22 protein-coding genes are annotated in these 21,348 nt (G+C 60.9%); 19 read left to right on the top strand and 3 right to left on the bottom strand.

Annotation, left to right across the window (positions count from 1 at the left end):
* Positions 1-43: 43 nt before the first annotated feature.
* Complete coding sequence (locus AC50YL_RS10670) at positions 44-823, bottom strand: YheC/YheD family protein (RefSeq protein WP_494831754.1); 780 nt, start codon at positions 821-823, stop codon at positions 44-46.
* A gap of 169 nt (positions 824-992) precedes the next feature.
* On the opposite strand from AC50YL_RS10670, the gene AC50YL_RS10665 reads away from it, so the two are divergent.
* The 14 genes from AC50YL_RS10665 (at position 993) to rocF (AC50YL_RS10600) (ending at position 12,140) form a co-directional block, all read left to right on the top strand.
* Positions 993-1,139 carry a hypothetical protein gene (locus tag AC50YL_RS10665; RefSeq protein WP_494831753.1) on the top strand — a complete coding sequence of 49 codons (147 nt, stop codon included), beginning with the start codon at positions 993-995 and terminating at the stop codon, positions 1,137-1,139.
* Between the two features lie 116 nt (positions 1,140-1,255).
* Entirely contained in the window at positions 1,256-1,678 is a 423-nt protein-coding gene (locus AC50YL_RS10660) for an SRPBCC family protein (protein WP_494831752.1), read from the top strand.
* Position 1,679: 1 nt separating this feature from the next.
* Entirely contained in the window at positions 1,680-2,021 is a 342-nt protein-coding gene (locus AC50YL_RS10655) for an ArsR/SmtB family transcription factor (protein WP_494831751.1), read from the top strand.
* A 91-nt stretch (positions 2,022-2,112) separates the two neighbouring features.
* Positions 2,113-2,913 (top strand): MBL fold metallo-hydrolase, encoded by an 801-nt coding sequence (locus AC50YL_RS10650; protein WP_494831750.1) that lies wholly within the window; start codon positions 2,113-2,115, stop codon positions 2,911-2,913.
* A 63-nt stretch (positions 2,914-2,976) separates the two neighbouring features.
* Positions 2,977-3,723, top strand: a complete 747-nt coding sequence (locus AC50YL_RS10645; protein WP_494831749.1) for an ABC transporter ATP-binding protein — start codon at positions 2,977-2,979, stop codon at positions 3,721-3,723.
* Positions 3,720-4,478 (top strand): ABC transporter permease, encoded by a 759-nt coding sequence (locus AC50YL_RS10640; RefSeq protein WP_494831747.1) that lies wholly within the window; start codon positions 3,720-3,722, stop codon positions 4,476-4,478. Before AC50YL_RS10645 ends, AC50YL_RS10640 begins: the two co-directional genes overlap by 4 nt.
* Before the next feature lie 46 nt (positions 4,479-4,524).
* On the top strand, positions 4,525-5,445 hold the full coding sequence (locus AC50YL_RS10635) for an aldo/keto reductase (protein ID WP_494831746.1): 921 nt from the start codon (positions 4,525-4,527) through the stop codon (positions 5,443-5,445).
* A 211-nt stretch (positions 5,446-5,656) separates the two neighbouring features.
* Positions 5,657-6,898 carry a D-alanyl-D-alanine carboxypeptidase family protein gene (locus AC50YL_RS10630; protein WP_494831745.1) on the top strand — a complete coding sequence of 414 codons (1,242 nt, stop codon included), beginning with the start codon at positions 5,657-5,659 and terminating at the stop codon, positions 6,896-6,898.
* Between the two features lie 92 nt (positions 6,899-6,990).
* Positions 6,991-7,278 carry a HesB/YadR/YfhF family protein gene (locus AC50YL_RS10625; RefSeq protein ID WP_494831744.1) on the top strand — a complete coding sequence of 96 codons (288 nt, stop codon included), beginning with the start codon at positions 6,991-6,993 and terminating at the stop codon, positions 7,276-7,278.
* 29 nt (positions 7,279-7,307) lie between these two features.
* Entirely contained in the window at positions 7,308-7,820 is a 513-nt protein-coding gene (locus AC50YL_RS10620) for a DUF6886 family protein (protein ID WP_494831743.1), read from the top strand.
* A 91-nt stretch (positions 7,821-7,911) separates the two neighbouring features.
* A complete protein-coding gene (locus AC50YL_RS10615) occupies positions 7,912-8,787 on the top strand; it encodes a LysR family transcriptional regulator (RefSeq protein ID WP_494831742.1) in 876 nt (291 codons plus the stop codon).
* Positions 8,788-8,971: 184 nt separating this feature from the next.
* The gene (gene rocF / locus AC50YL_RS10610; RefSeq protein WP_494831741.1) at positions 8,972-9,883 is read left to right on the top strand and encodes an arginase; all 912 of its coding nucleotides are present in this window, start codon (positions 8,972-8,974) and stop codon (positions 9,881-9,883) included.
* A gap of 55 nt (positions 9,884-9,938) precedes the next feature.
* Positions 9,939-11,129 carry an ornithine--oxo-acid transaminase gene (locus AC50YL_RS10605; protein WP_494831739.1) on the top strand — a complete coding sequence of 397 codons (1,191 nt, stop codon included), beginning with the start codon at positions 9,939-9,941 and terminating at the stop codon, positions 11,127-11,129.
* 66 nt (positions 11,130-11,195) lie between these two features.
* Positions 11,196-12,140 carry an arginase gene (gene rocF, locus AC50YL_RS10600; protein ID WP_494831737.1) on the top strand — a complete coding sequence of 315 codons (945 nt, stop codon included), beginning with the start codon at positions 11,196-11,198 and terminating at the stop codon, positions 12,138-12,140.
* 88 nt (positions 12,141-12,228) lie between these two features.
* On the opposite strand, the gene AC50YL_RS10595 is transcribed toward rocF (AC50YL_RS10600), so the two are convergent.
* A complete protein-coding gene (locus tag AC50YL_RS10595; protein ID WP_494831735.1) occupies positions 12,229-14,043 on the bottom strand; it encodes a sigma-54 interaction domain-containing protein in 1,815 nt (604 codons plus the stop codon).
* Between the two features lie 213 nt (positions 14,044-14,256).
* Here AC50YL_RS10595 and AC50YL_RS10590 point away from each other — a divergent pair, with 213 nt between their 5' ends.
* The 4 genes from AC50YL_RS10590 (at position 14,257) to AC50YL_RS10575 (ending at position 19,563) form a co-directional block, all read left to right on the top strand.
* Complete coding sequence (locus AC50YL_RS10590) at positions 14,257-15,171, top strand: proline dehydrogenase family protein (protein WP_494831733.1); 915 nt, start codon at positions 14,257-14,259, stop codon at positions 15,169-15,171.
* Between the two features lie 46 nt (positions 15,172-15,217).
* Entirely contained in the window at positions 15,218-16,792 is a 1,575-nt protein-coding gene (pruA, locus tag AC50YL_RS10585) for an L-glutamate gamma-semialdehyde dehydrogenase (protein ID WP_494831731.1), read from the top strand.
* Between the two features lie 107 nt (positions 16,793-16,899).
* Complete coding sequence (locus tag AC50YL_RS10580) at positions 16,900-18,156, top strand: Glu/Leu/Phe/Val family dehydrogenase (protein ID WP_494831729.1); 1,257 nt, start codon at positions 16,900-16,902, stop codon at positions 18,154-18,156.
* Between the two features lie 3 nt (positions 18,157-18,159).
* A complete protein-coding gene (locus AC50YL_RS10575; protein ID WP_494831727.1) occupies positions 18,160-19,563 on the top strand; it encodes an NAD-dependent malic enzyme in 1,404 nt (467 codons plus the stop codon).
* Between the two features lie 124 nt (positions 19,564-19,687).
* Here AC50YL_RS10575 and AC50YL_RS10570 read toward each other — a convergent pair whose 3' ends face one another.
* Complete coding sequence (locus AC50YL_RS10570) at positions 19,688-19,834, bottom strand: hypothetical protein (RefSeq protein ID WP_201755251.1); 147 nt, start codon at positions 19,832-19,834, stop codon at positions 19,688-19,690.
* Positions 19,835-20,122: 288 nt separating this feature from the next.
* Here AC50YL_RS10570 and AC50YL_RS10565 point away from each other — a divergent pair, with 288 nt between their 5' ends.
* The gene (locus AC50YL_RS10565; protein WP_494831725.1) at positions 20,123-21,187 is read left to right on the top strand and encodes a Gfo/Idh/MocA family protein; all 1,065 of its coding nucleotides are present in this window, start codon (positions 20,123-20,125) and stop codon (positions 21,185-21,187) included.
* Positions 21,188-21,348: the final 161 nt, after the last annotated feature.

The raw sequence follows: 21,348 nt of genomic DNA, 5'->3' as shown, positions 1-21,348 counted from the left end.
TTCATTATGCACCTCGAGGCTTGTCCAGGCAAGAGAGGAGGAGCTATTTGGCAGAGAACCGCCCATAGCTTCTCGCGAACGACAGCATCCGCCTGTATGCCGGCGGATCGGTAACCCGCAAGGGATGAAATTGCGGGTGGTTGGAGTTGACCTCCAAAATCCATAATTGCCCGTTTCGGTCATCGGCAAAATCGATGCCTACCTCGTGCATGCCGGCTCGCCGGGCGCTCAGCCATACGGCCGTTTGCCGCGCGATGCGCGTCAAACGGGCGATTTTGGCATGACCGGCCGCAGCCGACAGTCCTTTGGAACGGTACATTTGCTTCAGGGTACGGATACGGCCGCCTTGGCTGTAATTCGTGACGATTTTGCCCGGCCTGGCGATTCTCGCGAACGAGCCGGTCACGGTCCAGGCGCCGCGGGGCTTGCGCTGCACCATCATGCGCATATCGTAAGGCCGGCCGCCGACGGTTGCGAGCGGTATGGCTTTCTGCACGATCATTTTGCCCCCGCCGATGCGTTTCGCATAACGGCAGAGCGCGTCGACCGTATGGAAATGCCGGTAGATCTGCCTGCGGTTCTTCACCGCGATGAGCTTGTAGCCGCTCCGCTCCGACGTCGCTTTGCAAACGCCGATGCCGAGCGAACCGACATCCGGCTTGATGTAGACGTTCCGGTACACGGCGAACATCGCCGACAAATTCGCGGCGGTCAGCAGCATGGTGCGAGGAACGAGCGGTCTCAATCGCGGGCTGGAGGCTAACATCGCGCAGACGCGTTTTTTGCCTCGAATCGCGGTACTATTGTACGTTTTCTTGGGCATGAACGATCACCTCATTTGTACCGTATGTCGCCGCAATAACGTCGAACTGTGCCAAAAGGCAAACTTTTCGTCAAAATGTTGTCATTTGAACCGGGTTATGAAGTCTGTTATGCTTTCAGAAAAGACGGGCAGAACCGGATGATCGGCCTGCCGAAGGAGAGACTTCGAGATGGGCGTACCGACAGGGGTGTGGATTTCGGCGGCAATCATCGCGGTGATTGTCACGTGGATGACGATTTGGGTGACGAACAAGGCGTATTCCCGGAGATGGGAAGACCATGGCATAGATAAGGACAAGGAAGACAAGCGCAGCTAAGGCGGATTGACACGTAACCATATGGTGTCCTATACTAAAAGCGAAACCAAAAGGTTTCGCTTTTTCGCTTGGCAACGCCAATTTATAAATCGCCCGAACAAGGAGAGGTACTTATTATGGAAACGCAAAACACGCTGCCCGATATTCGGCAATCGCAAGTCTTCAACGCCCCGATCGCGAAAGTGTGGTCGGTCATCTCGACGTCCGAAGGGCTGAGCGCTTGGTTCATGCCGAACGATCTCGAGCCGGTCGTCGGTCATACCTTCACGATCGATGCCGGTCCGTTCGGCATGCAGCCGTGCGTCGTCAAGGAAATCGAAGAGCCGAACCGCATCGCGTTCGAATGGGGCAAAGAGTGGACGATCACGATTCTGCTCGAAGACCAGGGCGACAACCGGACTTCGTGCACGCTGATCCACTCCGGCTGGCGCGCGGATGGCGTGAACGATTTCAACATTCCGTACAGCGTGGCGCACGATAAAATGGGCAAAGGCTGGGTCGGCATCGTGGCGAAGCTCGGCTCGATCGTCGAAGCCTGATATGGCGGCGCTGCCGTCCGGCAAACACGACGTGTTTCAGGCGATCGCGGATCCGACGCGGCGCGAGGTGCTGCGGCTGCTGGTCGATCGAGAAATGCCCGTCACCGCGATTACCGGCCATTTTGCCATGACGAGAACGGCCGTGTCGAAGCATCTGCGCATCTTGTCGGATGCCGGGCTTGTCAAGGAGCGGAAGGTCGGCCGCGAAACCCGTTACCGGCTGGAGCCGCAGCCGCTGCAGGAGCTGCGCAGCTGGCTGCAGTTTTACGAGCGGTTTTGGGAAAATAAAATGTCCGCCCTGCAGCGCTTGGTCGAAAGCGAAGACGGGCCGGCGGGCGAATAAACGCTTCAATAAAAGCGAGCATCGCGCAAACCCGTGGTTTCTAATCACGGGTTTTTCTGTTACCCTAAGCTTATGAAAGGGGGAATTATCCATGTCATTTTTATCCGCTGCGATCCAATACATCGGACAAGTCGGCGTCATCGTGCGCCGGGGCGGCTTCAAGCTCGCCGTCGATCCGTTTTTGACGGAAAACGTCAATCCGGCGCCGACCGAGTGGGTGCGGAGGTACCCGCCTCCGGTCGATCCCGGCAAGCTGCACGATCTGAATTTGGTGCTGATCACGCATGAGCATTCGGACCATTTGGACCCGGGGACGCTGCTGGCCATCGCCCAGGCTTCGCCTGCCTGCCGGTTCGCCGGACCGAGCGCCTGCGCGGACATTATGAAGAAAATCGGCATCGCGGAGGAGCGGATCGACGCGCTTCGCCATGGCGCGCCTTACGTCTGCGGAGGCGGATTGACGGTACATCCGATACCGGCCTGGCACGAAGTGCGCGACATGAACGCCGAAGGTTGGGACCGCTTTCTTGGCTATATGCTGGATTGGGACGGCATCACGATCTATCATGCGGGCGATACGCTCGTGCATGAAGCGCTCATAGACGCCTTGCGCGGCTATCGGATCGACATCGGCATGCTTCCCATCAACGGCCGGGACATCTTCCGCAACCGGCGCGGCATCGACGGCAACATGAATGCGCGGGAAGCCGCGGATCTGGCGGCCGACTTAGGGATGAGCACGGTCGTTCCGCTTCATTTCGACATGTACATGAACAACAGCGAAGGCATCACCGGCTTCGTCGGCGAGATGTTCGACCGTCATGCGGGACGAAAATACCATATTTTCCAGCCGGGCGAAGTATGGATTTACGTCAAAACCGACGAGATTTGAGCAGGGTTTGATTTCGCGCGCGGTCTCCGGCAATACTAAGCAAATCAGGGAGGCGGTGGTTGAGTGAGCATTCTGGCCTTCACGGACCTGACCAAAACGGTTGCGGGCGGCAGAACGTTGTTCTCGCGAATAACCGCGTCCGTCGAAGAACCGGAATCGATTGCGCTGATCGCGCCTTCCGGACAGGGCAAGAGCACGCTGCTTCGCTTGCTGGCATTGCTCGATGCGCCGACCGCCGGCGAGCTGCAGTTGGAGGGCAAGTTCGCTTCAAGCTGGCAGCCGCAGTCCTGGCGCAAAAGAGCCGCATACGTAGCCCAACAGTCCGTCATGCTGCCTGGTAGCGTAGAGCATAACTTAAGCACCTCCAGCCGGCTGCACGGTACGCCTTTTGACCGGGAGGATGCTGCACGGCTGATGGAGGCGGTAAGCCTGTCGTCCACAGGCTGGGAGAAGAGCGCGGAAGAGCTGTCGGGCGGGGAGAAGCAGCGCGTCTCGCTCGTGCGTTCGCTCCTCGGCCGGCCGGCGGTCCTGCTCCTGGACGAGATTACGGCTTCGCTGGACCAGCACTGCAAGCTCGCGGTTGAGAAGCTGCTGATGGAGATGCAGGCTCCGGCGAAGACGACGCTGGTCTGGGTCTCGCATGATCTGGAGCAAGCGCGTCGCGTCAGTTCGAGAGTCTGGTTCTTGGCGGACGGCAGCCTAGCCGATAGCCGGACGGAGGATTTCTTTCGGCAGCCTCCTACACTGTCCGCCGAACGGTTTCTGAGCAGGCACGACTCGGACGAGCAAGCGCGGGAGGACGAATCATGACGCCGACGGCGCTGGCGTTCACCTTGCTATTCGTCGGCATCACCGTCCTGTTGTCCATGCGCCAGAAACTCGGACTGGAGAAGGATCTCATCATCGGCACGGTCCGCGCGGCCGTACAGCTGCTTGCCATCGGGCTGGTGCTGCAGTATTTGTTCCGGACGCGCCATCCCGCGCTGCTGCTGCTCGTCGTGGCGGTCATGATCGCGGTCGCGTCATGGCATGCCGCCCGGCGCGGCAAGGGACTGCGGGGCATCGGCATCCGAATCGGGATCGCCCTAACGGCCACGGAAGCGCTCATCATGCTGCTTCTGCTTGGCCTGCGCATCATCGATAACACGCCGCAGTACGTCATCTCGATCAGCGGCATGACGATCGGCAACGCGATGGTGGTCGCCGGCTTGTTCCTGAATCACATGAAGCGCGACGTCGAATCGTCCTGCGGCGAGATCGAGACGCTGCTCGCGCTTGGCGCAAGCGCCCGCCAGTCGATTCAGCTCAGCCTGAAGCGGGCGGTCAAGGCTAGCATGATTCCGACGATCGACGGCATGAAGACCGTCGGCATCGTGCAGCTTCCCGGCATGATGACGGGCATGATCATCGCCGGCGCCGATCCGCTCCAAGCGGTCCGCTATCAGATCCTGATCGTGTTCGCGTTCACGTCTTCGGCGGCCGTCACGAGCATTTTGCTCAGCCTGCTCAGCTACAAATTATGGTTCACCAAGGAGATGCAGCTGCGCCAATTGGGTAAGGAATAGAGGCAAGGAATAGAAGGTTGGCCATTCGAGAGGAGAGATAGGAACGATGAAATACCGCAAACTCGGACGTACGGGACTAGAGGTTTCCGTGATCGGCGTCGGCACATGGCAATTCGGAGGCGAGTGGGGGCAGCAGTTCACGCAGGCGGAAGCCGACGCGATACTGGACCGGGCGGCCGAGCTCGGCATCAACCTGATCGATACGGCGGAGTGCTACGGCGACCATTTGTCGGAATCGCTGATCGGCGATTATTTGGCCCGCCGCAAACGCGAAGATTGGATCGTGGCGACGAAGTTCGGCCATCATTTTCACGAACGGTTCACGCGGACCGACGACTTCTCCCCCGGCGACGTCGTGAAGCAGCTGGACGCTTCGCTCAAGTCGCTGCGGACGGATTATGTCGATCTGTACCAGTTCCATTCCGGTCCGGACGCGGTCTTCGATAACGAGGAGCTGTGGTCGGTGCTCGGCGAACAGGTGAAGGCCGGCAAAATCAAGCATCTCGGCACGTCCATCGGCAGCAACGCCAACGTGCATCAAGTGGACGCGTCGACCCGGATCGGCTCCGACGTGATTCAAGTCGTTTACAACCGGTTGGATCAGGTGCCGGAGCAAGAAGTGTTCCCTTCTTGCATCCGCCAAGACTTAGGCGTGCTGGCGCGCGTGCCGCTCGCGAGCGGTTATCTCAGCGGCAAGTACAAGCCGGATGCCGTATTCGACAAGACCGACGTTCGCCACCGTCATGACCGCGAAAGCACCGTGCAAAAGCTGGAGGAAGTGCAGCGCATCGCCGCGGAGGAAGTGCCGCAGGGCGTGGACATGGCGGCGTGGGCGCTGGCCTGGTGCTTGAAGCATCCGGCCGTGACCGCCGTGATCCCGGGCTGCAAGAGTCCGGAGCAGGTGAGCTCCAACGCGAGCGTGACGGCGCTGATCGCGGACTCGCATCCGCAGGACGTGCAAAGGTAATTCGTATCGGCTTGATCAAGAACCGCTCCTTGCCGGAGCGGTTTTTTTGCATGGGCACGGACGGTCCGGATCATGCGGCTTTTGCGAAATTCATGCGGCCGGTCTATGCGGGGTTTCCATAAAATATTAATTGCCGTCCAGCCGACTCTAGTGGTACGGTAGAAGGAAACCGTGCTTTTACGTAGAGACGCAGGAGGTCGGCTGGAATACCATGATCGTTCGTAGACGGAATCGCATTCTCGCGCTGCTGCTCGTCCTGGCCTCGTTCGGATTCGCTTATCCGGTCCATGCGGAGTCTGCGGCCGAGGCGCCGCCCGACCTGGCCTCGGAGGCAGCCGTGCTGATCGACGCCAAGACGGGAACGGTGCTGTACGCGCGCAATCCGGAGAAGCAGGAATATCCGGCCAGCATTACGAAAATCATCACGGGCATCATCGCGATCGAGGACGAGAAGGACCATTTGCAGGATCTGGTCACGACGTCGAAGGAAGCGCGGTATGAAGAAGGAACGCGCATCTACCTGTCGGAGGGCGAGCAGCAGCCGCTCATTAACCTGCTGTACGGCATGCTGATGAATTCCGGCAACGACGCCGCGACGGCCATCGCGGAGCACATCGACGGCTCCAAGGCGAAGTTCGCGGAGCGGATGAACCGGTTCGTGCAGGAGAAGGTCGGCGCGATGCATACGCACTTCGTCAACCCAAGCGGCCTGCCGGATACCCAGCAGTACACGACGGCGATGGACATGGCCGAGATTGCCCGTTATGCGATGCGCAACGACCTGTTCAGAACGATCGTCGGCACGAAGAAGATGCCGTGGAACGGCCAGGAATGGAAATCGACGCTGATCAACCATAACGAAATGCTGGGCAACTACGATGGCACGACCGGCATCAAGAACGGCTACACGGGCGATTCCGGCTTCACGCTCGTCACGTCGGCCAAACGGGACGGCATGGAGATCATCGGCGTGCTGCTCAAGTCACCGACGCAATCCGTGCTTTATAAGGATATGACAAAGCTGCTGGACTACGGCTTTCAGCATTTCGACCTGCAGCGGGTATCGGTCGCGAACCAGTCCTTTCCGCTCGCAAGCGCGGGCGAGAGGGACTTCGTCGCCGAGGAGCCGCTCTACGCCGTCGTGCCGATGGGCGAGACGCCCGTCATCTCCGTCACGGCCGAAGGCGAGCTGCAGGTACGAACCTCGCTCGGCACCGAATCGGCGGGCCGGCTGCAGCCGGTCATGCCGAACCTCGGCGCCGTTGCGCTCCGGTACCCGGAGATCGCGGCGTCGGTGCGGATAGCGCCCGAGCGAGCGAGCGACTCCGCCGAGCCTTCCGCGAGCAAAAAACTGGGCATTTTCATCGTATGGATCGGCTTGATCGCGTATTTATGCCTGTTCGCGTTCATTCGCGCCAAGCGCCGACGGCAGGAACGGGAACGCGGATTCTGAAGTCCCTGAAATAGTTTGAACAAAGAGGTAATTACGACGAATGCGGCGTATATATATCATGTAACCGTATCCAAAACGAGGAGATGGTAGCGATGAGAATATCGGTGGAGCAATCGGCCGCGCGTTGGTATATCCGGGAAATGGACTTGACGGACGGCGATCATTTGCGGATCTTCGTTCGGCTCGGCGGCAGCGGCAGCGTTCAGCCCGGCTACTCGCTCGGCGTGATGAAGGACGTTCCCCGCAATCCGGGCGTCAAGGATATCGTGGAAGGCATCACGTTCTACATGGAAGCGGATAACCTGTGGTTCCTGGAGGACAAGGAGCTGTTCATCCGGTTCCTGGAGCAGGAAGACGACATCACGATGGACGTCGAATAGACGACGCTCCGCGAAACGGAGAGAATCGAGTGAAGCTGTACCATTTTAGCGAAGATCCGACGATCCGCTTGTTCACGCCGAGACAGCTGCCTTACCGCTTGAACGAGCCCGCCATGGTGTGGGCCATCGATGGGACGCATGCCTATAACTATTACTTCCCGAGGGACTGCCCTCGGGTTTGCTTTTGGCTGGACCCGCATACGACCGATGCGGACAGCGACAGGTTCTTCGGATTGTCCCGGACGAGCCATGTCGTCGCCGTCGAGAGCGGCTGGCTCGAGCGCATCCGGTCCGCGAGGTTGTACCGGTACGAATTCGAGCCGGGCCCCTTCGCGTCGTACGACGGAAACGCAGGGTATTATATAACCGAGGAAGCGGTCGAGCCGGCGGCCGTCGAACGCATGGACGATTGCCTGGGCCTTCTGGCGGCAGCGGGCATCGAGGTGCGCATCACGCCGTCGCTTCGGCCGCTGCAGGAGGCGATCCCGCGTTCCACCGTCAACTTCTCGATGATCCGCATGTCGAACGCGGCTGCGGAATAAGGATCTTGGGACGGCATCCGCGCCGCTTGTTCCGGGAGGCGGTTGCCGACTATAATGGTTCCATAGAAACGGGCAAGGACGTGAAGCGCGGATGGATTTCAAGAAGTACAAGACGTTTCAGGTCGTCGCGGACACGCTGAACCTGACGCGCGCCGCCGATCTGCTCGGGTATTCTCAGCCCACGATCAGCCTCCAGGTTCAGTCCCTGGAGAACGAGCTTGGCGTCTCGCTGCTTGGCCGCAGCGGGAAGAGGACGTTCCTGACCCCGGCGGGGAAGCTGGTCAAGCATTACGTGGACCAGACGTTCGCGCTGATGGAGGAAATGGAGACCGAGCTTCGCAAGCTGGAGCATCCTCACGGCCTGCTGACCGTGGCCGCGCCCGAATTTTACTGCACGCAATACTTGTCGCTCATCCTGCATTCGTATATTTCGGAGAATCCGAACGTGAAGCTGCAGCTGTTCTCCTGCGACAGCAACGACGCGATGAAGAAGGTCGCTTCGAACGAAGCGGATCTGGCCATTATCGCGGGTCCCTGCGATTTGCCGCAGATGGAGACGATGCCGCTCGGCAAAGAGGATCTCGTGCTCGTCGCGACGAGCGAGCTGCTCGCCCGTCACGAGCTGTCGGAGCTGCTGGAGCGCTATCCGTTCATTACGTACAAATCCGGCTCCAACATTCAGCGGCTCGTCAACGAATGCTTGCACGAATACGGCTTCACCCCGGATAAGTACATCGAATGCGTCTCGGACGAGACAATCAAGCGGACCGTCATGTACAACACGGGGATCGCGCTGCTCGGAGCGGGTTTGGTCGAAGAGGAATTGCGAAAGGGGACATTGGCGGAAATTCACCGCTTCCCCGGCAAAATCGAGACGAATATGGTTATGCTAAAGAAAAGGCTCGCGGAACAAAACATTCGCTCCTTCGCGGAAATCGTCCAGCGGATCTGGAAGGAATGGGATTGACGCTTGCGCCAACATACCGCTATCGGCCTCGGGCAGCTTCGGCAGCCCGAGGTTTCTTGTCCGTCCGGGCGGATGACGGGAACATTGCGTTTCTTAATCGTAACCATTGGATAATTCAATTTTTTGATCGAAAACCGCTATGCTACAATTAAAATAACCCAACGTTTGAGAAGGAGTGCAGCTTATGGATGCGGTGAAGAACACGAACATCTCGATTATCGGCGTGCCGCTGCCTTACGGGGCCGACCGCAAAGGCGTCGATCTCGGTCCGAACGCGATACGCGGCGCGAATCTTCATGAACGGCTGAGCTCGCTCGGCTATGCGATCGAGGATTTGGGCGACCTCCGGGTCCACGGGACGCTGCCGCACCCGCCGACGGGGGAGAAGCTGAAATATTTGGACGAAATCGTACGGGTCAACACGGAATTGTGCAGCACCGTCGCGGCCGAGATGGGGAAAGGCAGATTCCCGCTCGTGCTGGGCGGCGACCATAGCATCGCGATCGGCACGATCAAAGGCGTATTGCAGCGAGTCCGGCGCCTCGGCGTCATCTGGTTCGATGCGCATACGGACGTGAACACGGATGTCACGACGGCTTCGGGCAACATCCACGGCATGTCGCTGGCGGCCGTGCTCGGCTACGGCCATTCCGATCTGACGTCCGTCGGCGGGACGGACGCGAGACTGCTGCCCGAGAACGTCGTCATCATCGGCGCGCGCTCCATCGATCCCGGCGAACGCGCTTTCTTGAAAGCGAAAGGGATCAAAGTATTCACGATGCACGATATCGACCGCAACGGCATGAAGCAGGTGATGGAAGAGGCGATGGACATCGTGTCCAAGGACACCGACGGCGTCCACCTGAGCCTCGACCTCGACGGCATGGATCCGTGGGACGCGCCTGGCGTCGGCACGCCGGTCTCGGGCGGAATGTCGTACCGGGAGAGCCATCTTGCCATGGAACTGCTGTTCGAACGGAATCTGCTCGTGTCCGCCGAGTTCGTGGAAGTGAACCCGATGCTGGACCAGCATAACAAGACGGCCGTGGCGGCCGTGGAATTGATCGGCTCCGCGTTCGGCGAGCGTATCCTGTGAGCGTCAAGGCGGCTCAAGCCGGCTTCAAACCGGCAATCGAAAGGGGGAAGCGGACATGACGAACACGACGAACCGCATCATCGAACAGACGCAGCGGTACGGGGCCAACAATTACCATCCGCTGCCGATCGTCATCGCGAGAGCGGAGGGCGTCTGGGTGGAGGATCCCGAGGGCAATCGCTTCATGGATATGCTGAGCGCGTATTCGGCGCTGAATCACGGCCATCGGCATCCCCGCATTATCGCCGCGCTCAAGGAGCAGGCGGATAAAGTGACGCTGACCTCGCGCGCGTTCCATAACGATCAGCTCGGCGTATTTTACGAGAAGCTGACGAAGCTCACGGGCAAAAGCATGATCCTGCCGATGAACACCGGCGCGGAAGCGGTGGAGACAGCGCTCAAAGCCGCGCGGCGGTGGGCATACAGGGTGAAGAAAGTGCCGGCGGACCAGGCGGAAATCATCGTCTGCGGCGGCAATTTCCACGGCAGGACGACGACGATCACGTCCTTCTCGTCCTCCGACGAATACAAGGCGGACTTCGGACCGTTCACGCCCGGCTTTCGCGTCATTCCGTACGGCGACATCGACGCGCTGAAGGCGGCGATCACGCCGAACACGGCCGCCTTCATGGTGGAGCCGATCCAAGGCGAGGCCGGGATCGTCATACCGCCGGACGGATTCCTCCGGGCGGCGAGAGCGTTGTGCGACGAGCAGCGGGTGCTGCTCGTCGCGGACGAGATCCAGACGGGCTTCGGCCGGACCGGCAAGCTGTTCGCGAGCGACTGGGAGCGGGTCGTGCCGGATATGTACATCATGGGCAAGGCGCTGGGCGGCGGGGTGTTTCCGATATCCGCGGTGGCGGCGGACGAAGCGATCCTGGGCGTCTTCGAGCCCGGCTCGCATGGCTCGACCTTCGGGGGCAACCCGCTCGGATGCGCGGTCGCGATCGCGGCGCTTGACGTGCTCGCGGACGAAGGGCTGGTTAATCGTTCGGAGGAGTTGGGTACGTATTTCATATCGCTGCTGCGCGGGATCGAAAGCCCGGTCATCAAGGAAATCCGCGGACGGGGCTTGTTTATCGGCCTGGAGCTGCACGGCGAGGCGCGTCCGTACTGCGAGCAGCTGAAGGAGCTCGGCCTGCTGTGCAAGGAAACGCACGAGACGACGATCCGGTTCGCGCCGCCGCTGACGATCGCGCGCGAAGAGCTCGACTGGGCATTCGCCAGGATTCAAGCGATATTTTAACCTCCTGCAGCATGCAATCCGCAAGGCACGCCAAATCATGATCGGTGGAAGGTGGGACGGCAGCCCATGGCAGACGTCAAGCAAACAACGGACGGCAAGACGAAATTAAGCCTCATTCACGTACCCTTCGGACTCGGCGCCGGGAGACCCGGCAACGAAGCAGGTCCGGAATCGATGATGCAGGCCGGCCTGCTCCGGCAGCTGCGCAAGACCGAATTCGAACTGGCGACGGAGACGAAAATCAAAGGCGACTTCCGGGCGGCGCCCGGCTCGGCCGACTCGGCCGGCGAGGGCAACCTCAAGCATCTGCCCGAGGTCGTCGAGATGGGCAGGCAGGTAGCGAACCACGTCTCGCAGGCCGCGAACCGCGGAGAGCTTCCGCTCGTGCTCGGCGGCGACCGTAGCGTCACGATCGGGGTGCTTGCCGGGCTCGCCGCCGGCGGGAAACGGACCGGCGTCATCTATTTCGACGCGCATGCCGGACTGCACGCGGAAGCGGGCAGTCCGACCGGGGGCATCGGCGGCATGGCGCTTGCCGTCGCGCTCGGGTACGCGAAGCACGGGCTGTCCGACATCGCCGATAACGCGGACGTGACCGCGGTAAGCAAACACAACGTCGTGCTCATCGGCGTTCGCGACGTGGAGCCGGAGGAGCGCGAGCTGATCTTGGCCGAAGGGATTACCGTGTTCACGATGCATGAAATCGACCGGTTGGGCGTCGAGCAGGTGATCCGGCGGGCCGTCGAGATCGCGGGCGACGGGACGGAAGGCATCCATGTCAGCTTCTCCGCGGATTGCCTGGACCCGATGGAAGCGCCGGGCGTCGGCATGCAGGTGCCGGGCGGCTTGACCTACCGCGAAGCGCATTTTGCCTGCGAGCTGCTCGCGGAGACGGGGCTCGTTCGGTCCATCGACATGGTGGAGGTCAACGCCATGCTGGACGAAAGCCGCAGAACCGCGCGGCTGGCCATCGGACTGATCGCCTCGCTGCTCGGCAAACGAATCCTCTAAACGACAACAGCCGTTACGCGCCGCGACCTTGCCGGTCGCGCGTAACGGCTGTTGTTTTGTTACTCTGACGTCTTCGGCCGCAGCCCGGCTATTCGAGCCCGAGTTCCTTCATCTTGTTGTACAGCGTGCCTCGGGAGACGCCGAGCAGCTTGGCGGCGGCGCTTTTGTTGCCGGCCGTCTTGGCGAGCGCCTCCTGGATGAGGCGCTGCTCCTCCGATTGGCTGACGCTTGCCTTGAGCGGCTTAGCCGCGGCTTCGGCTCCGGTAGAGGAGGTTGCCGGAGCTTCTTCGCGTTCCCGCGCATGGACGGGCGTGTCTTCCAAGCTCGGCTGCGACGCCTGCAGCGCTTGGGGCAGCTGCTCCATCGTGATCAGATCGTCTTCGCACAGGATGACGCAGCGTTCCACGACGTTGCGGAGCTCGAGGATATTGCCCGGCCAATCGTAGCCCGCAAAGGCCAGCATCACCTCCGGCGACAGCGAAGGCAGGGGCTTCTGGTACTGCAGCGAGAACTGCTTCAGGTACATTTGCAGCATCGCGGGGATGTCCTCGCGCCGCTCGCGCAGCGGGGGCAGCGCGATGGACACGACGTTCAGCGCGTAGTACAGATCCGCGCGGAAATCGCCCTCGCGCGCCTTCGCGGCCAGGTCCGCCGTCGAGGCGGCGATGATGCGCGTCCGAATGGCGATCGGCTTGCTGCCGCCGATTCGCTGGAAGGTCTGCTGCGACAAATACCGGTAAAGCTTCGCCTGGAGCTCGATCGGCAGGCGGTCGATTTCGTTCATGAACAGCGTGCCGTCCTTGGCCAGCTCCAGCATGCCCGGCTGACCGCCCTCGCTGCCGGTGAACGCGCCGCCTTGGTAACCGAAGAGCTCCGTGTCCAGCAGGCCGGCAGGAACGGTGCCGCAGTTCACGTTAAGGAATACCTCGCCGGCGCGCGGGCTGGACTCGTGAATGATCTGCGCCAGCTGCTCCTTGCCCGACCCGCCTTCGCCGACGAGCAGCACCGGCGTGTCCGCGGAAGCGACCTTTTTCGCCCACTGCATGACCCGGCCGAGCGCGGAGCCTTTGCCTTTCGCGAAGGAGAACAGCCCGCTGTCGGCGGCCTTGTGCTGGTGGGAATACGTATGCGCGGAGGTCAGCTGCTCGTTCAGCTTCACGAGCTGCGTGATGTCTTGCTCCGCGGCGATGCCGCCGATGATCTCCCCCTGCGGATCGCGGACGGGAGAGGCGTTGATCAGCACGTGTGTGCCTTCCCGCGGCCGATGGTACGCATTGCGGATGACCCGGCCTTCGTCCAATATTTTGAGCACCATCAACGTCTCCGCTTCGAAATGCTCCCCGATCCGCCTGCCCAATATATCCGCGCCGGGCAAATCGTAGATGTCCTCCGCTACCGGATTCCAGCAGATAACCTCGCCTTTGCGGTCGACGACCGTAACCGCGTCCGTGACCGTATCCGCCAACGTGTGGAAATACGACTGCCAGCGCTCTTGCTCGGACAACGCGAACGCGAGCGCATCTCCGGCATGGACATAGCCCAGCAGCGTTCCGCCGGCATCGCGGAGCAGCAGCGTCCGGGGCAGGCGATTCGCTTCCCGGTCCGGCTCGACGGACAGGATGGCATCGAGCGCCGATTGCCCCGGCGTTAATGAAATAACGGCGGCGGCATAAGGCGAATCCGCCAGCGCGTCCGCCGCCGATTCCGCCAACCGCCCGGCGAACGCCGCCAGCAGGAATGCGCGATCTTCCGGCAGCACCAGAACGGCGCGATTCAAGCCAAGGGCTTTCGACCGAACGGCAACGGCCCGGCCGCTTTCCAAAATCGGCAGCAGCCCCGCAAGATCAGGGTTCGTCAACTCCGTCACGGGAGTGTTCAATGAGAGTTGTTCACGCTTGAACATAATCGCTCGTCTCCGCATCTATGTAAGGTATGAGAGTAATCTACCATGAAAAACACCCGCTTTCAATTCGTTGTCCAATTGTCTAACTGCATAATTGTTCAATACGGTGAATATTTATTATTTTAAACAATTATATGTTCAAATAAACCGAATACATGTATAATTGAGTTATTGAATTGAACAATTATGTACAAACACCTGGAGGAATGCAGCATGGATCTGCTTCTGAAGAACATGTTCCAAGCGCTCGGCAAAAGCCGTTCGGCAAACCGCCTGGCAAAGAAATACGGTTTGCGTTTCGGGGCCGCCCGATTCGTCGCCGGCGAATCGATCCAGCAGTCGATCGACGCCGTCCGCAGGCTGAACGAAGACGGACGGATGGCGACGCTCGATCATCTCGGCGAATTCGTCTTCAGCGCGGAAGAAGCCGAGCAATCCACGGAGATGTGCCTGCAAACGCTCGACGCGATCGCCGACGCGGAAGTGAAGTCCAATCTTTCGCTTAAAATGACGTCGCTCGGCCTCGATATCGACAGGGAGCTGTGCGTCGCCAATATGAAACGCATCCTGAACCGCGCGCGGTTGTACGGCAACTTCGTCCGCATCGACATGGAGGATTTCGCCCATTGCCAGATCTCGCTCGACATCTACCGCGAGCTCCGCGAAGAGTTCGGCAACGTAGGCATCGTCATTCAGGCGTACCTGTTCCGCACGGAGCAGGACGTGAAGGAGCTGAACGGGCTCCATGCGAACCTGCGGCTGGTCAAAGGCGCGTACAAGGAATCGCCGAGCGTCGCGTTTCCCGCGAAGCACGACGTCGACGAGAACCTGAAGCGCATCATCAAGCTTCATCTGCTGAACGGCAACTACGCCGCCGTCGCGAGCCATGACGAGGCCATCGTGAATTATACGAAGGCTTTGGTCAAGGAGCACGGCATCGACAGGGAAGCGTTCGAATTCCAGATGCTGTACGGCATCTGCGAAGATCTTCAGAAGCGGCTCGTTCGGGAAGGCTACCGCGTCCGCGTCTACGTGCCCTACGGCATCGACTGGTTCGGTTACTTCATGCGCCGGCTGGCGGAACGTCCCGCCAACGTCTGGTTCGTGCTCAAAAACATGTTCAAATGAAAAACTGGCTTGACTAAAAGTCCCGATCCGGGAGAGGAGAATGGATATGACAACAACGCCCTACACTGCGGTTAAACCTTACGCGAACGAACCGTTTACGGATTTTGGCAAACAGGAGAACCTCGACGCGATGCACGCCGCGATCGCGAAGGTCAAGTCCGAATTCGGACGCAGCTACCCGCTTAAGGTCGGCGGCCGGAAGATCGAGACGGAAGCGAAGATCACGTCCATCAACCCGGGCAACGTCGACGAAGTCATCGGCTTCGTGAGCAAGGCGACGCAGGAGATCGCGGAGGAAGCGATGCAGGCCGCGCTGCGTACGTTCGAGTCATGGAAGAAAGTCCCTGCCCGCGAACGCGCCGAATACCTGTTCAAGGCGGCGAACCTGATGCGCGAGCGCAAGCACGAGTTCTCGGCGCTCATGCTGCTGGAATCCGGCAAAAACTACGTCGAGGCCGACGTGGACACGGCGGAGGCGATCGACTTCCTGGAATTTTACGCCCGCGAGATGATCCGTCTGAGCACCGTCAACGAATCCCAGCCGCTGGCCAAGATTCCGGGCGAGGACAATCATTTGTCGTACATTCCGCTCGGCGTGGGGGTCATCATCCCGCCGTGGAATTTCCCGCTCGCGATCTGCGTCGGCATGACGGCCGCCGCGGTCGTTTCGGGCAACGCCGTGCTGCTGAAGCCGGCTTCCACGACGCCGGTCATCGCCCATAAATTCGTCGCGCTGATGGAAGAGGTCGGTCTGCCGGCCGGCGTCATCAACTACATCCCGGGCAGCGGCGCCGAGGTCGGCGACTACCTGACGACGCATCCGAAGACGCGCTTCATCAGCTTCACGGGCTCCAAGGAAGTCGGGCTGCACATCAACAAGCTCGCGGCCGATACGGTACCCGGCCAAATCTGGATCAAGCGCGTGATCGCCGAGATGGGCGGCAAGGACGGCATCGTCGTCGACGAGACGGCCGATCTGGACGCGGCGGCGTCCGCGATCGTGGCTTCGGCCTTCGGCTTCCAAGGGCAGAAGTGTTCGGCCGGCTCCCGCGCCATCATCGTGGAATCCGTCTACGACGAGGTTGCCGAGCGCGTGGTGCAGCTGACGGAGCAGCTGCAGATCGGCCTGCCGGAGCAAAACTTCGCGTCCGGTCCGGTCATCGACAACGTCTCGTACGCGCGCATTCTCGACTACATCGAGATCGGCAAAGCCGAAGGCACGCTGCTGACGGGCGGCTCCAAGGCCGAAGGCAACGGCTATTACATTCAGCCGACCGTCTTCGGCGACGTGGGCGGCAAGGCGCGAATCATGCAGGAAGAGATCTTCGGTCCCGTGCTGGCGCTGGCGAAGGCGAAGGATTGGCAGGACGCGATCGCGATGTATAACGACACGGAATTCGGCCTGACGGGCTCGTACTTCTCTTCGGACGAGGACCGGATCGCCGAAGCGCTGGACACCGTTCATTGCGGCAACCTGTACATCAACCGCAAGTGCACCGGCGCGCTGGTCGGCGTGCATCCGTTCGGAGGCTTCAACATGTCCGGCACGGATTCCAAAGCCGGCGGCCACGATTACCTGCTGCTCTTCACGCAGGCGAAGCTCATGTCCCGCAAAGCGTAAGCGAACGCCGCGGCCCTCTGCATTTCAGCGCGGAGGGCTGCTTTTTCTTGCCGAATTGGAAGCGCTGCCGCAACGGAATCGGACAACCACAAGGGGGATATCGGGCCATGCTGGTCGAAGAAAAAGAAAACACGGACGTGCTCGCCAGAACGCAGCAGGTAATCGAAACCGCATTGTCGAAGCTAGGGTACGACGAGGCGTACAACGAGCTGCTCAAGGAGCCGCTGCGGCTGCTGACCGTGCGCATTCCGGTCAAGATGGACGACGGCAAGGTGAAGGTATTCACCGGCTACCGGGCGCAGCATAACGACGCCGTCGGACCGACGAAGGGCGGCGTGCGCTTCCATCCCGACGTCACCGCGGACGAGGTGAAAGCCTTATCCATGTGGATGAGCATCAAATGCGGCGTCACGAACCTCCCGTACGGCGGCGGGAAAGGCGGCATCGCGTGCGACCCGCGCACGATGTCGTTCGGGGAGCTCGAGCGGCTTAGCCGCGGCTACGTGAGGGCGATCAGCCAGCTCGTCGGTCCGACCAAGGACATTCCCGCCCCCGACGTATTCACGAATTCGCAGATCATGGCCTGGATGATGGACGAGTACTCGCGCATTCGCGAATTCGACTCGCCGGGCTTCATCACCGGCAAACCGCTCGTGCTCGGCGGCTCCATCGGCCGGGAATCGTCGACCGCCCTCGGCGTCACCATCGTGCTCAAGGAAGCGGCCGCCGTGCTCGGTCTCCCGCTCGGGAAGGCGCGCATTATTATTCAAGGATTCGGCAATGCTGGAAGCTATCTGGCCAAATTCCTGCATGACGCGGGCGCGTCGATCGTCGGCATCTCGGACGCGGTCGGGGCGCTGTACGACCCGGACGGACTCGATATCGACGCGCTGCTCGACCGCCGCGATTCCTTCGGCACGATCACCAACTTGTTTCCGAACCGCATCACGAACCAAGAATTATTGGTGCAGGAATGCGATATCCTAATTCCGGCCGCCATCGAGAACCAAATCACCGCGGAGAACGCGCATCTGATCAAAGCCAAGCTGCTCGTGGAGGCGGCGAACGGACCGACGACCTACGGGGCGACGGAAATCCTGACCCGGCGCGGCGTCATGATCGTGCCCGACGTGCTGGCGAGCGCGGGCGGCGTGGTTGTGTCTTATTTCGAATGGGTACAAAATAACCAGGGCTACTATTGGACCGAAGACGAGGTCAACCAGCGGTTGAACAAAATCCTCGTCGACGCGTTCCGGAACGTATACGAAACGTCGCGGGCAAAGCAGGCCGACATGCGGTTATCGGCTTACATGGTGGGACTTAAACGGATGGCCGAGGCCGTCCGCTGGAGAGGCTGGGTGTAATAAATGGCGCAAACGAGCATGATTTTCCGGCTGGAGCTGGATCATAAGAAGGTAAGCTTCGGCGACGTCGCGGCGACGATCAGCCGGGCCGGGGGCGACGTGACCTCCATCGACGTCATTCGCCCCGGGCACGATGCTTCGACGAGGGACATTACCGTTTCGCTGCAGGACAACAACGAGACGGCCGTCGTCGAGGCGCTGCGCCGATTGGACGGCATCAAGGTCGTCAACGTCTCCGATCCGACGTTTCTCGTCCACCTCGGAGGTAAAATCACGGTGCAGCCGACGATGCCGATCAAGAACCGCGACGATCTGTCCAAGGTGTATACGCCGGGCGTCGCCAAAGTGTGCACGGCCATCGCCGAGGACGTCAGCAAGGCCTACTCGCTGACCATCAAGCGCAATACGGTCGCCGTCGTCACGGACGGCACGGCCGTGCTGGGGCTCGGCGATATCGGACCGCATGCCGCGGCGCCGGTCATGGAGGGCAAGGCGATGCTGTTCAAGCAGCTTGCGGGCGTCGACGCGTTTCCGATCTGCCTGGATACGAAGGACACCGAGGAGATTATCCGGACGATCAAAGCGATCAGCCCGATCTTCGGCGGCATCAACCTCGAGGATATCGGCTCGCCGCGCTGCTTCGAGATCGAGAACCGGTTGGCGGCGGAGCTCGACATTCCGGTCTTCCACGACGATCAGCACGGCACCGCGGTCGTGACGATCGCCGGATTGATCAATGCGCTCAAGTTCGTCGGCAAACGGATGGAAAATATCCGCGTCGTCGTGAACGGCATCGGCGCGGCCGGCGTCTCGATCTGCAAAATGCTGCTCGGCGCGGGCGTGCGGCATCTCGTGCCGATCGACCGGGACGGCGCGATCGTGCGCGGGGGAACGTATCCCCATCCGATGTGGCAATGGCTGGCGGATCAGCCGCAGGTCGAGGCAAGCAGCGGGACGCTCAAGGAGCTTATCGCGGACGCGGACGTCTTCATCGGCGTATCGCGCGCGCGGCTGCTGAACGAGGACGACGTGAAACGGATGAAGCCGGGCGCGATCGTCTTCGCGATGGCCAATCCCGAGCCGGAGATTTCGCCCGAAGAAGCGCTGCCGCATGTGGCGGTGTTCGCGACCGGCCGCAGCGACTATCCGAACCAGATCAACAACGTGCTCGTGTTCCCCGGCTTGTTCCGAGGCGCGCTGGACTGCCGCGCGCGGCATATCAACGAGCCGATGAAGCTCGCGGCCGCCCGGGCGATCGCCTCCGTCGTGACCGCGGACGAGCTTAACGAGTCCTACATCATTCCGAGCATCTTCAACGAGAAGGTCGTCGCCTCCGTACGGAAAGCCGTCATCGAGGCCGCGATTCTGACCAATACCGCGCGCAGGACGCCGAAGGATTTCAGGTAATTCGGCATGCGCGTAGGCGTACGCATGAAAGGCCGTCAGCTCTCCCATTGGAGATGCTGGCGGCCTTTTTGGCGTTCGTCCCGTACGATCCGATCGGCTTGTTCGAAATTGCTCCGGCCGCGGATCAGCCGGTCGAAGGGCTGTTCGGCACATGGCCTTTCTGGTTGCGGTTGCGGTCCGTCGAACCGGCGACGTCGTTTTCCGCTTGGCTGTCCTTCGCGCGCATGCCCTTCATTTTACCGGGTAACGCTGGATTCTGGTGGCGGCCCATATCGATACCTCCTGGCTCGTTGATCGTATGCTTGCAGCTGCTTGGGGAACTGCCGGCTTTTCTAGATTGCCCCAAACCGGGGAAACGGCATTCAGCGAAAGCCGATGGATGCCAAATGGTCCGAATCGGATAAATCGTTGTCCCGATCAGCCATGAATTACGCCTGCCGTACCGCTATGATGGGGTTAGAAAACGTTTTCTTGCGGGATGCGGCTTATAGGCTGCAGAAGGCCATCCTGCCATATTTCCTGCATTTGCTGCTTGGCCACTACGTTACGGAGGTTGGCTATGAACGAGATCATCGGCGTCGGCATCTTGGGTTTTGCGCACGGACATGTGAACGCGTATTGCGAGGAATGGAAGAACACGGACATGGGCGTTCGCGTCGTCGCGGGGTGGGATCACGATGCAGCGCGGCTGGATGCGGCGGTAACCGCCTATGGATTGGAAGGGTATGAGGACGCGGGCGCGCTGCTCGCGCGGGAAGACATCGGCGCCGTCGTCATCGCCTCGGAGACCTCCAGGCACGCGGAGCTGGTACGGCTCGCGGCGGCGGCGGGCAAAGCGATTATTCTGCAGAAGCCCATCGCGCTGACGATGGCCGAGGCGGACGGCATCGTCGCCGACGTCGCCCGGTACGGCGTGCCGTTCACGCTTGCCTGGCAGATGCGGGTCGATCCGCAGAACATCCAGATGAAAACCTGGCTGCGGGAAGGCGCGCTAGGCCAACTGTTCATGGTGCGCCGGCGCCATGGCTTGAACGCGGGGCTGAACGCGGACTTCGCGAACAGCTGGCATGTCGATCCGGCCAGCAACCGGGATATTTGGGCGGACGACACCGCGCATCCCGCCGATTTCATCCACTGGCTGCTGGGCGAGCCCGAGAGCGTGACGGCGGAGATCGCGTCGCTCTTCAATCCGCGCATCCCGAACGATAACGGTATCGCCATCTATCGGTACGCGGACGGGCCGATCGCCGAAGTCAGCTGTTCATTCACCTGCCACGCCATCCAGAACACGACGGAAATCATCGGCGAACGCGGCACGGTCGTGCAGAATTACGGCGACGCGCCAAGCGCGAACGCGCCGAGACCGGACGCCTCCGCCGGCCTGCGCCGGTTCGACGCGGAGAAGAATGCGTGGATCGACAGCGAGATCGCCTCGCCGCCCGCGCATTATCACCGGATCCGCGCATTGGCGGAGCCGCTGGCGGCTTTCTTGCGCGGCGAGCGGGAACCGATCGCGACCGCGGAGGAAGGCCGAACGTCGCTGCGCATGGTGCTGGCGACGTACGTATCCTCGCGAGAGGGCAGGAGAGTATCGCTTCAGGATCCTGCCGTCCGGTATGTCTAGCTTTCTGAAGACCGGCCGTACCGCGACGCCGCTGCCGACATACGGGGTTCGTCGCCGTCATGCGCCGTCGAAATACGCATGGGGAGATCGCGCGCATTTCGAATAAGTGCACCGTTAATCGTCCTCGGGCATTCGTCATCGGCCCGGCTGTCAGCGCTTTG

Source organism: Paenibacillus sp. J22P277 (assembly GCF_059383675.1).
The sequence above is the reverse complement of the archived record's forward strand: the minus strand, read 5'-3'. Positions and strand labels throughout refer to the sequence as shown.